This window comes from Paenibacillus sp. M-152 (genome assembly GCF_003856555.1).
GTDB lineage: Bacteria > Bacillota > Bacilli > Paenibacillales > Paenibacillaceae > Paenibacillus > Paenibacillus polymyxa_C.
In genome coordinates this window covers 1,671,960-1,689,153 of the sequence record NZ_CP034141.1, presented here as the reverse complement: position 1 = coordinate 1,689,153, position 17,194 = coordinate 1,671,960, and the positions used below count along the sequence as shown (strand labels likewise).

The window sequence follows — 17,194 nt, the reverse complement described above, 5'->3', positions numbered from 1 at the left end:
ATATAGTTGTTTATTGACGCGCAAACTGCTTCAAGAACGACAGATCACTGTTATAAAAATGGCGAATATCATCAATGCCGTATTTCAAAATGGCAATCCGTTCTACACCCATACCGAATGCAAAGCCACTGTATACCTCGGGATCAAAACCACCCATTTCCAGCACTTTCGGATGCACCATACCACAGCCTAAAATTTCAATCCACACGCGCTCGCCGTTTTTCTTCACAAAAGTCACGTCTACTTCAGCACTTGGCTCGGTGAACGGAAAGAAGCTTGGACGCAAGCGGATTTCGGTCGATTCCCCGAACATTTCGCGTGCAAATTGCAGCAAAGTTCCTTTCAAATCACTCATACGAATGTCTTTTCCAATCACAAGACCTTCAATTTGGTGAAATTGGAAGGAATGCGTTGCATCGTCATCATCACGTCGGAATACCGTACCCGGACAAATCACCTTAATAGGCGTTTCACCCTTCATCGCCTCCATCGCGCGAATCTGAACTGGTGACGTATGAGTACGCATCAACAGATCCTCGGTCAGGTAAAATGAATCCTGCATATCGCGTGCCGGGTGATTTTTAGGCAGATTCAATGCTTCGAAGTTATAATAATCGGTCTCTGCCTGCGGACCCTCAGCCACTCGATATCCCATACCTGTAAAAATATCCTCGATTTGCTCGATCACTTTGTTAAGTGGGTGGAGCCCGCCTTGCGGCATTGCGCGTCCAGGCAACGTAACGTCGATTTTTTCTGCTTGCAAACGCTCATTCGTTTCTGCTTTCGTGAACTCGTCCTGCTTACGGTTAACGACCTCTTCAATCGCCTCACGCACCTCATTGGCTACCTGCCCAACAACTGGACGCTCTTCCGCGCTCAGCTTGCCCATACCGCGCAAAATTTCGGTCAACGCACCCTTTTTACCCGAATATTTAACTCGTAGATCAGCCAGCTCCTTAGGTGTTGCCACCTTCTCCAATACTTCCAGTGCTTCTTCCTTCAAGGCCAGCAAATGTTCCTTCATTTGGATGGTTTCGCTCATCGCCTGTTCAGTCCCCTTTCTTCATATCCAGCTTTTCAGACAACAAAAAAAGGTCTTTTCTCCCGAAAAGGGACGAAAAGACCGTGGTACCACCCTCGTTAGACAATGAAGTTTAGCAACCCGATGCGTTGCCTTATGGCAATCAGTACGGGTGTTCATTCATGCTATGCATCATCATCTCGCTCTACACGTTGTAACGGTCGTGAACCGGTATCCCCTACTTGCACAACCGCCATTTACATGACGCTTGAGGTTCAAGGAACTGCTCCGGAGCGAACTTCAACAGCCCAATATTTGTAGAAACGCTCTCAATCCTACGGCGCTTCCTCCCTGTTCAATCGGACACTGCCTACTCTTCTCCATCAAGACATTTTCAAAATACGAACTATTGCTCATTATTATATGCAAACTACTGCACTTTGGCAAGCAGCGCCTATATTTCATTCCTTCAGATATCGGGATCATTCAACTGATCTAGCTTGGCACGAATGCGCCTGATGTCGCTCAAGAACTCCTCATTTTCTTCACTCGTCCCCGTCATTCCCATCAGTTCGGTAAGACGCAACTGTAATCGAAGACGTTCCTCCCGCTCCTCCTGATCCTTAGGCTCTCGGATACGGCTCCGTTCATCTTCTTGTTTTTCGTCGGCCGTCCCTTCATAGATTTCATATCCGCCGCCCGGCTTCATATCGAGTAACCGAGTTGCCGTACAACGCACCAGCTCCCGGTCATGCGAGACGAGTACCAACGCCCCATCATATCGGCGTAAAGAATCCTCTACAATTTCACGGGTTTCAATGTCAAAGTAATTCGTCGGTTCATCCAGCACCAGCAGATTGGCTCCACTAAAGTACAGACGCAGAAAAGCTACCCTGCATTTTTCTCCCATACTGAGCGTTCCGATCCTTTTGAATACGTCCTCTTTGGCAAATAGAAAACAGCCCAGCACCGTTCTCGCTTCTGTTTGGGTCATTGTAGGGAGCGCAAGCAGACTGTCGAGCAACGTCTGATCCTCTGGAAGCTGCTCCAGCTCCTGTGAAAAATATCCGATGTTCAACTGTGGGTTGGCTGTAATTGTCCCCATCTGCGGTTCGAGCTGACCTGTTAATAACCGAAGCAGCGTGGTTTTTCCAATTCCATTGGGTCCCCGAACAGCCAAACGTTCCCCACGTGCAACGTTCAGATTTAGATTTTTCACAATGACATGGTCGTCGTAGCTAAAGTCAACCTGTTCAGTACGCAGCAAATATTTAGCCTGAAAACCGCTATCACTTAATTTCATGTGCAAAGACGGAGCTTCACGTGGTTGTTCTACCCTGTTAGCCTCCAGTCGCTCCAGTTCCTTCTCTTTCGCATGATAACGGGAGATATTTTTTTTAGCCTTGGCCTTATAGAAGCTCTGTGTAATAGCCACTTCGACTTTGGATGCGCTACGATGTGCCTGGTGAAACCATTCCCTGTAATTTCGAATCGTTTCCTCCAGCGCCTGTTTCGCCAGTTCCTGCTTCCGATAGCTCGCCTCCTGCTCTCGTTGTTCCCGCTCCTTTTGTGCTTTATATTCCTTATAACCGCCTTTATAGCGCCCAATACCTGTGGATGTAAGCTCGACTATACTCGTGGCCACCTGATCCAAAAAGGCTCTGTCATGCGATACAAACAACAGTGTTCCAGGATACGTGGATAGCCACTGCTCCAGCCAGAGCAAGCTTTCGGCATCCAAATGGTTGGTTGGCTCATCCAGCACCAGCAACTTCGGCTGCCTGACCATCAGTCCAGCCAGTCGTACTCTTGTCTTCTGTCCACCACTTAGATCACTATAAGCAATGGACCACGTCTGTGCAGGCATCCCCATTCGGGTGAGTGCCTTTTCCACCTCAGACTCCCAGGCAAAGCCTTGCAGACGCTCATATTCATCCATCAGCTCGCCGTAACGCTCCAGATGATGCTCCATGTCCTTTTCAGGATCGGCTAGATCAGCTTCCAGCTGTCCCAACTCTTGCTTGAGATCCCAGTGCTTAGGGCTGGCCTGCTGTGCGACCTCTAGTGCGGTTCGAGACCCATCCACCGTATCCTGTTGCTTCAGCCAGCCGTGCTCTTCCAGCGGCAAATCATACTCTACTTGACCCGAGGTTGGCGCTTCATCTCCCAGCAATATTCGCAATAGCGTCGTTTTACCGGCCCCATTTCTTCCAAACAACGCGAGCCGTTCTCCTTCCGTCACGTCCAACGACACATTCTCAAATAAAGATGTCCCGTTCCATTCCTTAACTATATTACGAACTCGCAAAATGGTTTTCATACCACGATCATCCTTTCCCAGTCCGGTTTTCAAACCGGAAGCAATAAAAAAAGCCGCAGAAGGCTGCGGCTTGCATACAGGAATATAGAATGACTGTTATGAATGGTTTCAGAACATATGCTTATGAAAAATAACACCGCGAACGAAAAAAACATTTCCCGTTCCGGAAATATACGCATACGTCCCTACTTTCATTTCAGACACACTTCTCCCGTTGCAGCTTGCAGCCACCTGCCAGTAACGTGCAGTTGAGTGGGAAAATCAGTGTGCTTACTTCATCGGACGTATGGTTACCTTCCTTTTCATGGGATACTTACTTGCAGCCAGTATAGCAGATCACAGCATATTTTCCAATACCCGCTTTATTTTCCAAAGACCAAAGTTGTATTGGACGAACCTGCATACTTAGTTACGAATTCTTTAGTATATTCAGGAGTTTGAACTTGATAGCTGTAGTTCTTGCTCGGATTCCATCGGGTCACAGGCGATTTTTGGTTAGTGATGGCTGGAAAACTACCTACATCTTTAAATTCACCATTGGCTTTATCATCCAGAATGCCGCCCTTTTCACTACCTTTTCCAAAATAATTATTCTCGGAATAAATTCGTGCATTGGTTGCTATTGTGTAAGCCAACTGAAAATTATTAATATAATTATTTTTTACATGGAAATATCCATATCTCATCAGACCTGGACCGCGTACAAGTAAGTTTTCAAAATAATTATTGGCAATCGTAATATGGGGCATGCCGTCATAATTTTTATTGCTGTCATCTGGATAACCCAGAATAAGGCCATATTTATGATTCGCAAATTTGGAGTTGCTAATGGTTACATAATCAGCCGATTGTCCTATGTACAAAAGTTTGTCCAAATCCGAGCCATTTGCATTATAATTATGACCTGCAAAAGTAACATGATCAATCCAATAATTTGTACCTGCAGTAAGATATAGCTGGATATCATCGTTACCATTAATACTGGCACTGTGCTCAAAAGTTAAATTTTGAAAGATCACATTTCCCGAGTTAGCTGTTGTTTTCAAATGAATATTGACTAGCTTATTTTGCGCATAAGAGCCGATTAGAGATTTGTTAGAACCGATATTGACCACGGTTTTAGAAGAAGCAGAAATATTCTTTTCGATGACCAGAATTTTGGGAGTTGAATCCCCTAGCTGATTTTTCAATTCGTTTAGATTATTGATATAGATGACCTGACCATTTTTGCCCCCTGTTGTAGCAGGCTTTGAAGCTCCTGTTTCGCTTTTAGCCTGTCCAGCAAAACCAATCATGCCATTCGTCGACGTATTTGGGAAATCAGTCGCAGCGAACGTAGCACTTGCTGAAAAGGTAAAAAGCACAAAGGCCAAAGCTAAAAGAAAAGAGATTTTTCTCATCGCAGCTACACCATCCTTTTTTTATATTAAATTCCAATTACGAGACTATACTTTTTTTGCAAAATGGTAAATAGTTCTTTTTATCTGTTTATTTATAGCATATAAGAGAAATATTTAAATTATATTATTTAACAGCGTGAAAATAGTTCGTAGGAACGCAAAAAAGCCGGGATTCCCCATTGGTAGCCCGGCTAAAATATATTCTTATTAAAAACAAAATAAAAACCCTTGAATTTACAAGGGTTTCGGAATTTTAAAGTCGTAAGCGGGTGATGGGAATCGAACCCACGCTATCAGCTTGGAAGGCTGAAGTTCTACCATTGAACTACACCCGCATTATATAACATCTTGATCCATATGTATGACACACTTAAGCTCTCGTCAACTAACTGAATCAGGATGTTATTCAGTATAACTTATCTTTCCACAAAATGCAAGCATACTACATACCATCCTGAACCAGCCAATTGACAGGTTTACGTAAAAACAATTTTTCAAAAACTTCTGCCGGAATGGGGCGGCTAAAATAATACCCCTGCCCTTCATGGCAATCCTGCGCCTGCAAAAATTGAAGCTGCTCCTCATTTTCCACCCCTTCAGCCGTAACCTTCAACTTCAGATGGTGAGCCATAGAGGCAATGGTAGATACAATGGCCGCATTTTTGCTGTCAACCAGCACCTCATTTACAAAGGAACGGTCAATTTTAAGACGATCAATCGGAAGATTCTTCAAATAATGCAATGAGCTATAACCCGTTCCAAAATCATCAATACTGATTGCAACACCAATAGCCTTTATTTTTTTCAACTGTTCAAAAGCCCGGTCCTTATCAAAAGTCATACTCTCAGTAATCTCCAGTTCTAAATAGCGTGGCTCCAGTCCCGTATAGGCCAAAATGCCCCGAATTACATCCACCAGTTTTTTTTGCTGGAATTGGCGCATGGATAAATTGACCGAAATCGGGATCGATGGATACCCTAGCTCCTGCCACTGCTTATTTTGGAGACACGCCTCACGCAACACCCATTCCCCCAAGGGCACGATCAGGCCACTTTCTTCAGCTACTGGAATAAAATCACCCGGCATCACCATCCCGCGATGAGGATGATTCCAACGCACCAGCGCTTCCAAACTCGTTAGCTCGCCACTTTGCAGATGGACGCGTGGCTGATACACCAATGAAAATTCTTCATTTTCAAGCGCTCGCCGCAAATCATTCTCCAGCTGGAGCCTTTCATGCGCTCGCATCTGCATCGCACTAGCATACCGCTGAAAATTCACTCCTTGCTCCTTGGCACTATGAACGGCTGTATCCGCCTGCTGAATAAGTTGTTCGCTCTGATTCGCATCCGACGGGTACAAAGCTATGCCAACGCTCACCATCACATGATAAGACTCCCCATTAATATCAAAAGGCTGATCGAACAGCTTCACCATATCATCAATACGATTTCTCATGGCATCTGAATCTTCGTAGCCCATTAGAAGAAAGGCAAATTCATCTCCACCCATGCTAAAGACAGCTTCCCCCTCACGGCAAAAATGCCCCAAGCGTTCGCCTACCGCATACAGCAAATAATTGCCTGCCGTATGCCCAAGCGAATCATTAATCGCTTTAAAACGATCAATATTTAGCACTAAAAGCGCTACTGTCTCATCAGATTTCAATGAATTGCGCAATATTTTATCCAGGCGCTGGGAAAGACGACGGCGATTGGGAAGGCCTGTTATATCATCGTTATAAGCAATATGATTAAACTCAGATTCTGCCGCCTGTTTTTCCCGATAAGGAACCAGAACCATAAGCCGGACTAGACCGCTCAACAGATTATAAAATGCAATCACGTTCGTCAAAAGTCCTATAAGATGATTGATATCACTCATTTGCTTAGCAAATAAATAGAATAACTGGCTCACAACACACAGCCCAATCCCACGAACGATAAGCAACATGCCCAACTCCGCAGGGCGGACTTTTCGGTATTTTCGTACTCCAAAAATAAATGTAAGCACCAGCAGTAACATAACAACCAGATTCAACGTCCAGCCCAGGTTACCTAATTCGTACCGTATACGTAGATCTGATAAGCCTGCATCATATGCCTTGATAACTCCTAGAATCAGCAACGTACAACCTATCCCTGCCCACAAAGCCACTGTTTTGTATTCAGACTTTGTCCTTCTAAATGGGAGAGAACAAACGAATAGGAGCATAATAGAGGTAAAGGCACGATTTACAAATAGTAGCCACAACGAAATGCCCGGAGACAAAGCAAAGTCCGTCAGGCTTACGAAACTAAACGAAACAATATGAACAAGGTAAAGCAGACCAGCCACCAGAAATGTTGGGGCAATAAGAAGTCTCTGCCAGGTCAACTGTTCCAGCAAAACGGACCAGGATTGATAAAAAATAGAAAAACAAATCGCAGCACAGGCAAACCCTATAATCGGATATAACAACAAAAATACATTATAGGAGTATATTTTATTCAAAGTTACGTGAAATAACTGAACTAAGACAAACAAAACTATGGCGGCAATACCAATGCCTATCGTTTTTTTTACTTCCAGCCGTATATTCATTCAGCCTCTTCAGCCCCCTGCATATCGGAGATTCCGATCATCTAAGACGTTTGACAGCTTTGGAAGCCGTTGTTTAAGTCTATAGTATCAAAAAAAATGTTGTATTCTGGTATATAATAGCATTTAATCTGTGAAAGGTGAATCATTTTTTTGTTCTATATTCATGAATTTATTTTCGCATTTGCGCAAATGCACGAGCTTACAGTACCAAAAAAGCGCATCATCTTTTCAGATCATGCGCTTCAGACGACATTTTTCAATTAGGTGATACCTATACCCCAACGCTGCACACCACAACAGAAATAGTATGTACAGGACCCCTCTGCGAAAATCTCATCATATTAGACTACAGGAAGTGTGATTTTAAATTGTGTACCGCTTCCATGCTTACTGTCTACATGAATGAAGCCTCCATGATTTTTGATAATACGATAGCTCACAGCCAATCCCAAGCCGGTTCCACTTTCTTTTGTTGTAAAAAAAGGATCAAATAAACGCGCCAATGTATTGTGATCCATCCCTAATCCGTTATCTTCAATACAAATGTGGACATAAGAGCCCTCAAGCACGGTATGGATATCAATGCATCCCTCTCGTTCCCCGCCGATGCTTTCAATGGCATCCATCGCATTTTTAATCATATTGAGGATAACCTGCTTAATCTGCTTCACGTCAATGGAAACCTTCATGAGCTCATCATTTTCATCCAGTGCGATCTGGCAGCCCTTCATCAACGCCTCGCTTTCTGTCAGCATCACTACTTCTTTCAACAGTCCCATCACAGATACTGCCGTTTTTTGCGGAGCCGAAGGCTTGGACGAATTTAAAAACTCGTAAATAATGTCGTTCGCACGATCAATTTCGGTTAAAATAATGCGGGCATACTCATCCCTGCCCAACTCCACCAAGTGCGGCCGAAGCAATTGAATAAAACCCCGGATTGCAGTAAGCGGGTTACGGATTTCATGGGCGATAGAGGCCGAAATACGTCCCAGCATTGCCAGCTTGTCGTTTTGATACGCCGTCTGCTCAATCTGCTTATAATCCGACACATCCTTTACACTAAACAAAAAATCGCCATCCATCTGATCACCGTAGGTCACTGTTATCAACCAATGCCGACCATACTCATCAATCAACTCATGATAGCGCTTTCTATGAAAGATAGTTTCTTTATAAATCCGCATGATTTTCTTCTTCTTAAACCGACTTAACTCAGGATGATGCAAAATTTGCATCAGGTTGCGACCCGCGAGCGAACTACGTGGTAGCTCCAGTAATCTCGCCATTTGCACGTTAATAAAGGTCAGTACCCCGTCACTGTCAAACAGCATGATACCACTATCCAGGTTCTCCAGTACATTTTCATACTTATTATTGGCGATCTGTGTGGAAGGGCAAGCTCCCACGGTATCAAGCAAGGCTTCTTGGAATTCACTGATCATGCCAGGCTTCCCCCTTGTATCGGAATGATAAACTGGCCGTATCGGACGTGTAATATTCTTGAAGAAGAGAAAGGCATCTATCGATCACCCTTCAAATGGTGTAAAAAACAGTTTCAATCAACTCCGACCATTTTTTTCGATTCGAGTCTTATTTTATGATAGACAAGATTAAGGATCACAGTCAATCGGAAAAAGTGTCGAATCCACATTTTTATCCTATTTTCTTTCGTCATAATATCTGCGCAACATTACAAAATAAAAAAATAAGTTAAAAATAAGCGCCCTACACACCAAAGAAGCTCTCCAGATTTGAGAGCTTCTTTGGTGTGTAGGATGTCAACTGCCGCTCTTATTATGTTGAAGCCGGGATCGTCTTTGACTCATAACAGCCAGTCTTCTCTTAAGCTCTCCCTGCCATTTCTCATCATTCATCTGTTTCGCTACCGTCAATAAATCCAACGACATGTCAATTTGGCGCTTCACAATTTCAAATGCATCTTCACTCTCACGATTTACACAGTTTTCAAATATCGTATCATCGTCTTCCATGACATAATCCTGAAAATCAATCTCGGATGCCCCATCTCCATGTGCATACTCAGCCAAAATTTCATACTCATTTTCAACTTTATAATGAACTTCAATGCGACGACATACCGGGCAAAACAGCAAAGGAACATTATGGACTTGGGTGCGGTAATGCTTCAGCGTTCCCTTGGTTCCTACCATGCTTGCTCCACAGCAATAACTCATCCGGGCTCAGCCTCCTCTGAACAAAACCTGTTCTGCCTTGTTTATCTTCTACAATACCTTATTCGCTTTCATCAGGCAAAATTCCTCCAGAACACAACAACATTTCCATAATTATTTGTTACTTCACTCTGTATTACATGATTCAGACAGGCTATTCCTATATCTCCGCTGCATAGCGCAGGCAAGCAAGCCCCCAACAACGGTAAAGTAACCGCTTGTTGGGGGCTTGCTTGTTTAAATTCAACTTGTAAAGCTAATATTACAGATTTTTATCGCCTGGTTTCCAGTTCATTGGGCACAAGCCACCGGATTGCAAAGCTTGCAGTACACGCAATGTTTCTTCTACACTGCGACCTACATCATTGTGGTTAACCACTTGATATTTCAGTTCGCCTTCTGGATCAATGATGAACAAGCCGCGCAATGCAACGCCTTCTTCTTCGATCAGAACACCATAGTCGCTTGCTGTTTTTTTCGTGATGTCAGAAGCCAACGGGAAGTTCAGTTTGCCCAGACCGTTGTTTTCTTTAGCTGTGTTGATCCATGCTTTGTGGCTGTGCACGGAGTCTACACTGATACCCAAAATTTCAGTATCCAGCTCTTTGAATTGGTCAGCTGCATCGCTCAATGCTGTAATTTCTGTTGGGCATACAAAAGTGAAATCCAGTGGATAGAAGAAAAATACGAGCCACTTGCCACGGTAATCGGAAAGTTTCACCGAGCCAAATTCTTGACCGTCTCCAGATACTGTTTCCAATGCAAAATCAGGTGCGGGTCTTCCTACCAATCTTTCTGCCATAATGTGAAATCCTCCTTTAAAATATGTAAGAAAAACACCAATTGTGTTTTCCTCAATCATCTGTATTGTAATAAACCACCTACTTGATAAATGTTATCATTCGCTGAAATCAAAGTCAATATTGTAACCATTACTTTTTTATAATTATTTTAAACTAGCTTAAAAATTCACAATTTATTCACATTTCAAGAGCTTTCTGATATGCAAGTAGCTCCTGATTACTCAGGAGCTACTGTGTCAAACATTTGCTATAAAATTATACTGTATAACCTCACTATATAATAGGAAGCTTTTTTTCAGAACAGGTGCGTTTCCGGGGACTTTAGCGAATAGCTGCTGCGATCAAATCGCCCATTTCAGTTGTCGAGATCGCTTGTGATTTATCCACCGCGATATCTGCCGTACGGTGTCCTGCATCCAGTACCTCAGCTACCGCCTTCTCGATAGCGTCAGCTGCTTTCTCGTACCCGAAGGTGAGGCGGAACATCAAAGCAACGGACAAAATCGTTGCAATGGGGTTCGCCAGTCCCTGACCAGCAATATCAGGTGCTGAGCCGTGCACCGGCTCGTACAGACCGAAGCTGCCTTCTCCCAGTGATGCAGAGGAGAGCATACCGATGGACCCAGTCAGCATAGCTGCTTCGTCACTAAGAATGTCACCAAACATATTTTCCGTTACAATGACGTCAAAACTGGATGGACGACGCAGCAATTGCATGGCACAGTTATCGACCAATACATGCTCAAGCTCGACATCTGGGTAATCTACAGCGACCCGGTTAACGACTTCACGCCATAAACGGGAAGTTTCCAGTACATTAGCCTTATCCACCGATGCGAGCTTTTTGCGACGTTTTTGTGCAATTTCGAAAGATTGGCGAACAATACGCTCTACTTCTGTTACATTATATGCACAAGTATCGACCGCTTCTTCCCCCTGAGCACTCTCTCGTCTGTACTTCTCACCGAAATAAATACCACCCGTTAGTTCGCGCACCACGATCAAGTCCGTTCCTTCCAATACCTCTGGTTTCAATGTAGACGCGTCCTTGAGACAATCGAAAACGACAGCAGGACGAAGATTTGAAAATAGACCGAGCTCTTTGCGAATACCGAGCAATCCGGTTTCAGGACGAAGCTCCTTAGGATTGTTGTCCCATTGTGGTCCACCTACCGCTCCCAACAGCACGGCATCTGCAGATTGACATACGGCCAGTGTTTCTTGCGGCAATGGAGTCCCCTTCTTATCAATGGCAATCCCGCCGAACAGCGCATGCTCTGTTTCAAATGAGAGGCCAAACACTTCTTCCGTACGTTTCAAAATTTTCTCTGCCTCTGCGACCACTTCAGGTCCGATTCCGTCTCCCGCTATTACTGCAATCTTTTTAACGTCTGCCATCACGTACACTCCTCTTGTTATACAGCCATACAGCCGTATTTCTCATACCTTCTTTGTAACATATTTGGGAGGGCTTTGACCAAGATATAGAATCTATCAATTCAATAGGCTCAGCCTATAAGCTGATTTTTTCATCAGAGAATAAGAAAACAGGACCGATACCGATCCTGTCTATACTCATTCCTTGGGCCTGTATAAAATTAGGATTTATAATCTACGCGATTGCTGTAATTTTTACGCTTGTCGATCAAACCATTCAGTGCATCGACATAAGCTCGTGCACTTGCTTCCAAAATATCAGTGCTTACCCCGCGTCCCTGTACAGATATTCCGTTTTGAGTCAGCACCACATGTACTTCACCTAGAGCGTCCTTGCCATGGGTAACAGATTTGATGGAATAATCAGAAAGTACAACACTCTCGCTGCTGGCTTGATCAATCGCATTATAGATCGCATCAACTGAACCATTTCCTTCAGCTTCTGTCTCGATCACCTGACCTTCATCGTTAACCAGGCGTATTTGTGCGGAAGGCGTAGCCTTGTTCCCATAAGTTACGAAAATGGTTTCCAGCTTGAAGACTTCAGGTGCATCGGCCAATTTTTCTTCCAGCAATGCCAGGATATCATCGTCCGATACTTCCTTCTTCTTATCAGCCAAATCCTTAAACTGCCCAAAAGCGCGATTCAAATCTTCTTCGTTCAATTCGTAGCCCAACTCAACCAAACGCTCCCTGAAAGCATGGCGCCCTGAATGCTTGCCCAGTACCAGCTTGCTTTCTTTCAGACCGATACTTTCCGGTGTCATAATTTCATAGGTCGTCTTTTCCTTCAGCATGCCGTCTTGGTGAATACCTGATTCGTGCGCAAAAGCGTTAGCACCCACGATCGCCTTGTTGCCCGGCACTACCATCCCCGTCAAACGGCTAACCAATCGGCTCGTGCGTGCAATTTCAGACAGTTGCAGAGACGTTTTGGCTTGGAAAAATTCCTGTCTCGTCTCCAGTGCCATGGCGATTTCCTCAATGGCCGTGTTTCCAGCACGTTCACCGATACCGTTAATAGTCCCCTCGATCTGATCTGCACCGTTCAGGATCGCAGCAAGCGTATTAGCAGTAGCCATTCCCAAGTCATTGTGGCAATGTGCACTCAACTGAATCTTCTCCACATCGACCACATTTCGCTTGATATGTTTGAATATATTTCCATATTCGTAGGGTGTTAAGTAACCTACCGTGTCTGGAATATTGACGACAGAAGCCCCTTCCTGTACAGCCATGGTGACCATTTCAACCACAAAATCAAGCTCCGTACGTCCTGCATCCTCCAATGAAAACTCCACTTTTGGCAAATACTTCAATCCATAACGAATGGCTGCACGGGCAGTTTCCAATACCTGTGCCTTCTCCATCCGTAGCTTATGCTGACGATGAATTGGAGAGGTTGCCAAAAAGATATGGATACACGGGTCCTGTGCTCCCTTAAGCGCCTCGCGAACCGCATCAATATCTTGTTCCCTTGCACGCGAAAGGCCAATAACGGTCGAATTTTTTACAGCTTTTGCCACTGCATTAACAGCCGCCAGATCACCCGGAGAAGCAGCCGGGAACCCAGCCTCCATACGATCGATTCCCAGCTTTTCCAACTGATGAGCGATCTCTACTTTCTCACGAGTATTCAAGTTCACGCCAGGTGACTGTTCTCCGTCTCTCAACGTTGTGTCAAATATATATATTTTGCGCAACCTAACGCACCTCCTCAGGATTTGGACCCTTAAATTACAATGCGGCTCACGCAATAAGCAGGGCCGCATTGTAATTAATATTTATAAATAATTCATGTTGTCGAGCTTATAGTACAAAAGGTTGTTACTTTTTGATCCAATGCATCATTTCACGCAATTGTCCGCCCACCACTTCAATCGGATGGTTAGCTTCATTACGACGAGTAGCCGTCAGGAATGCACGTCCAGATTGATTTTCAAGGATGAAGTCACGAGCAAATTTGCCTTGTTGAATGTCAGTCAATACATCCTTCATGGCTTTCTTCGTATCTTCTGTTACCACACGTGGTCCAGTTACATAATCGCCATATTCTGCTGTATTACTGATGGAATCACGCATTGTTGCCAATCCACCTTCATACATCAGGTCAACGATCAGCTTAAGCTCATGCAAACATTCGAAGTATGCCATCTCAGGAGCATATCCGGCTTCAGTCAATGTTTCAAAGCCCGCTTTTACGAGTGCGCTCACACCGCCACACAATACCGCCTGCTCACCGAACAGGTCCGTCTCCGTTTCTTCACGGAAGGAGGTTTCAATTACGCCCGCACGTGTACAGCCAATGCCTTTTGCGTAAGCAAGACCGATTTCTTTGGCTTGGCCTGTTGCGTCCTGTTCAATTGCGATCAATCCTGGTACACCAAACCCTTCCACATAGGTACGACGTACCATATGTCCTGGGGATTTTGGAGCAACCAGCAATACATCGCTATCTTTAGGAGCTACGATTTGTCCAAAATGAACATTGAAACCATGGGAGAACAAAAGTGCTGCGCCTTTTTTCAGGTTAGGTTCGATTTCGTTTTTGTAGACAGAAGCTTGAGTTTCATCAGGCAACAAAATTTGAACCACATCTGCACGGCTTGTTGCATCAGCTACGTTCAGAACTTCAAAACCGTCGTTTCTTGCGACATCAGCTGATTTGCCTTCACGCAAACCAATAACAACATTTACACCACTGTCACGCAAGTTTTGTGCTTGAGCATGTCCTTGGCTACCGTAACCAATTACGGCCACTGTTTTTCCTTTCAATACGCTGAGTTCTGCATCTTTTTCGTAGTACGTTGTAACTGCCATGGTTAATTTCCTCCTTTTAATTGGACCCTTCATAATGAGCGGGTACTCCAAGAGACTTCGCCTCATGATTGGTATCTAAAAATCTCTTCGAGCACCCGCTCTTATGCGGGCGGTTCTTTAATGATGTAATGCGCTATAAGCGGTAAATCGTTAAAGCTTTATATTATGCATTTCCACGTATCATAGCTGTAACCCCGGTTCGGGTCAACTCGCGAATACCGTAAGGCTTCAACAACTCGATCATCGCATCGATTTTTTCAGTATCGCCAATGACCTGAACAATCAAGCTTGTCGTTCCAACATCAATTACAGCTGCTCTGAACGTTTCTACCACGCCCATAATTTCTGGTCGCTGAGGCGGTTCAGCCTTTACCTTAATCATTGCCAATTCCCGAGCAACCATCGGCTTGGAACTGAGATCGATGACCTTGATCACATCAACCAGCTTGTAAAGCTGCTTTTCAATCTGCTCCAGGTTGTTCTCATCTCCTACAGTCACAATGACCATACGGGATAATCCAACTTCTTCCGATTGACCCACAGTTATGCTCTCAATGTTGAAGCCACGGCGACCAAACAGTCCGGACACACGTTGCAAAACGCCGGGATGATCATTTACCAGTACAGCAATGGTATTTTTTGTCGTCATTTTACTCGTCCCCCATCAGCATTTGATCAATTGTCGAACCTTGCGTCACCATCGGATATACATTCTCTTCCTTGCTGACTACAAACTCGACAACGACCGGTCCGGGTGTATCAAGCGCCTCCTGCCAAGCCCGACGTGCTTCTTCCTTATTCGTAGCACGCAGTCCTTTGACACCGTATGCTTCGGCCAGTTTCACAAAATCCGGGCTTCCAGCCAGGTCAATGTGACTGTACCGATTGTTATAGATCAATTCCTGCCATTGGCGAACCATTCCAAGTACCTGGTTGTTGATGATTACGATTTTGACCGGAATGTTATTGATTGCACAGATGGCTAATTCCTGCGAACACATCTGCATGCCACCGTCTCCGTTAATCGATATTACCAATCTGTCGGGATTGGCCATCTGAGCGCCGATGGCAGAAGGGAAACCAAATCCCATCGTACCCAGTCCACCAGAGGTGACCCATGAACGTGGCTGATTAAATTTGTAATACTGTGCTGCCCACATTTGATGCTGTCCTACGTCCGTCGTAACGATTGCTCCGCCCTTGGTCGTTTTATCCAACAATTCAATAACCCATTGTGGTTTAAGCACTGTTTCAGAATCCTTATAAGAAAAAGGTTTCGCAGCTTTCCATTGCTGAATTTGCGCTCTCCATGCATCTGCCAGATCCGCGCGTTTCACATCCTGATTCAGCAATTCCAATACTGCCTTCACGTCGCCTACGATTGGAATATCCGTGGCAACATTTTTTCCGATTTCAGCAGGATCGATATCAATGTGTACGATTTTGGCTTGAGGAGCAAATCCATCCAACTTGCCTGTCACCCGATCATCAAAGCGGGCACCGATACAGATCAGCAAATCCGACTGTTGAATCGCCTGATTGGAAGTGTATGTTCCGTGCATTCCCGGCATCCCTGTCCAGAGTTCATGTCCACTTGGGAATCCTCCCAAACCAAGCAATGTTGTTGCAATCGGAATTTCCGTTTTACGAACAAACTCGTAAAGTGCTTCATGTCCACCGGAGTATACAACTCCTCCACCTGCCAGAATGAATGGACGTTCTGCTTCGGCGATAGCTTGAGTCAGCTTGTCTAGTTGAATTTTGTTGGGCAACACATTCGGGTTGTAACCCCGCATGGTCACAGGTTCCGTCTGTGGAACAAACAACGTCTGGGCTGCGGAGACATCCTTCGGAATATCAATCAGTACTGGTCCTTTTCTACCTGTATTGGCAATATGAAATGCCTCATGGATGATTCGCGGCAGATCCTCTACATCTCTCACCAGATAGCTGTGTTTCGTAATCGGCATTGTAATTCCCGTGATATCAGCTTCCTGGAAAGCATCTGTACCGATCAGGGAAGATACAACATTACCCGTGATGACCACCAACGGCACCGAATCCATATAAGCTGTCGCTATGCCAGTTACCAGGTTTGTCGCTCCAGGTCCGGAAGTCGCGATACAGACACCAACTTTACCGCTTGCCCGTGCATAACCATCTGCCGCATGAATAGCTCCCTGCTCATGACGAGTGAGGACATGCTTGAAATCCTTGAAGCCGTACATGGCATCATAGATATAAAGCACTGCACCACCTGGATATCCAAAGACACACTCTACTCCCTCCAGCAAAAGGCTACGGAGTAAAATTTCCGAACCTGTAATCACCTCAGGCTTCATCCACTTTTGACGTAATTCATCGGTTGACCTAACTTCAGGAATTTGTGCACTCATTGGTCATCCTCCTTTACAAAATTTACATACAGCTGACATTTGTAAAAACAAAAAAACCTTTCATCCCTAGAACAGACTTGCTGTTACTGAGGGACGAAAGGCTGTAGCTTCCGTGGTACCACCCGTGTTTGCCCGATATTTCGCAATACCGAACCTTGGCAGGTACAGAAATCACAAAGGATCTCCATATCTGGCGTCTGTAACGTAGACCGTACGAT

Annotated in this window: 12 protein-coding genes and 1 tRNA gene; all 13 read right to left on the bottom strand. The window is 44.7% G+C overall.

What is annotated here, in order from left to right:
* Positions 1-10: 10 nt before the first annotated feature.
* Positions 11-1,042: a phenylalanine--tRNA ligase subunit alpha gene (gene pheS / locus EGM68_RS07595; protein ID WP_013370093.1), complete on the bottom strand. Its 1,032-nt coding sequence runs from the start codon at positions 1,040-1,042 to the stop codon at positions 11-13.
* A 448-nt stretch (positions 1,043-1,490) separates the two neighbouring features.
* Positions 1,491-3,341 carry a ribosomal protection-like ABC-F family protein gene (gene abc-f / locus EGM68_RS07590; protein ID WP_129548944.1) on the bottom strand — a complete coding sequence of 617 codons (1,851 nt, stop codon included), beginning with the start codon at positions 3,339-3,341 and terminating at the stop codon, positions 1,491-1,493.
* Between the two features lie 362 nt (positions 3,342-3,703).
* A complete protein-coding gene (locus EGM68_RS07585; protein WP_025676367.1) occupies positions 3,704-4,741 on the bottom strand; it encodes a pectate lyase family protein in 1,038 nt (345 codons plus the stop codon).
* Between the two features lie 264 nt (positions 4,742-5,005).
* Positions 5,006-5,076: transfer RNA gene (locus EGM68_RS07580), tRNA-Gly, on the bottom strand.
* Between the two features lie 107 nt (positions 5,077-5,183).
* Positions 5,184-7,325, bottom strand: coding sequence for a putative bifunctional diguanylate cyclase/phosphodiesterase (locus EGM68_RS07575; RefSeq protein ID WP_129548943.1), 2,142 nt, complete (start codon positions 7,323-7,325; stop codon positions 5,184-5,186).
* Positions 7,326-7,666: 341 nt separating this feature from the next.
* A complete protein-coding gene (locus EGM68_RS07570; RefSeq protein WP_013370087.1) occupies positions 7,667-8,770 on the bottom strand; it encodes an ATP-binding protein in 1,104 nt (367 codons plus the stop codon).
* Positions 8,771-9,106: 336 nt separating this feature from the next.
* Entirely contained in the window at positions 9,107-9,523 is a 417-nt protein-coding gene (locus EGM68_RS07565; protein ID WP_064963921.1) for a hypothetical protein, read from the bottom strand.
* Between the two features lie 259 nt (positions 9,524-9,782).
* Positions 9,783-10,322 carry a peroxiredoxin gene (locus EGM68_RS07560; RefSeq protein ID WP_013370083.1) on the bottom strand — a complete coding sequence of 180 codons (540 nt, stop codon included), beginning with the start codon at positions 10,320-10,322 and terminating at the stop codon, positions 9,783-9,785.
* A gap of 322 nt (positions 10,323-10,644) precedes the next feature.
* Entirely contained in the window at positions 10,645-11,721 is a 1,077-nt protein-coding gene (gene leuB, locus EGM68_RS07555; protein ID WP_013370082.1) for a 3-isopropylmalate dehydrogenase, read from the bottom strand.
* A 200-nt stretch (positions 11,722-11,921) separates the two neighbouring features.
* Positions 11,922-13,463: a 2-isopropylmalate synthase gene (locus EGM68_RS07550; RefSeq protein ID WP_129548942.1), complete on the bottom strand. Its 1,542-nt coding sequence runs from the start codon at positions 13,461-13,463 to the stop codon at positions 11,922-11,924.
* Positions 13,464-13,587: 124 nt separating this feature from the next.
* Entirely contained in the window at positions 13,588-14,580 is a 993-nt protein-coding gene (gene ilvC, locus EGM68_RS07545) for a ketol-acid reductoisomerase (protein ID WP_013309387.1), read from the bottom strand.
* 163 nt (positions 14,581-14,743) lie between these two features.
* On the bottom strand, positions 14,744-15,229 hold the full coding sequence (gene ilvN, locus EGM68_RS07540; RefSeq protein WP_013370080.1) for an acetolactate synthase small subunit: 486 nt from the start codon (positions 15,227-15,229) through the stop codon (positions 14,744-14,746).
* Between the two features lies 1 nt (position 15,230).
* On the bottom strand, positions 15,231-16,976 hold the full coding sequence (gene ilvB, locus EGM68_RS07535) for a biosynthetic-type acetolactate synthase large subunit (protein WP_129548941.1): 1,746 nt from the start codon (positions 16,974-16,976) through the stop codon (positions 15,231-15,233).
* Positions 16,977-17,194 lie beyond the last annotated feature (218 nt).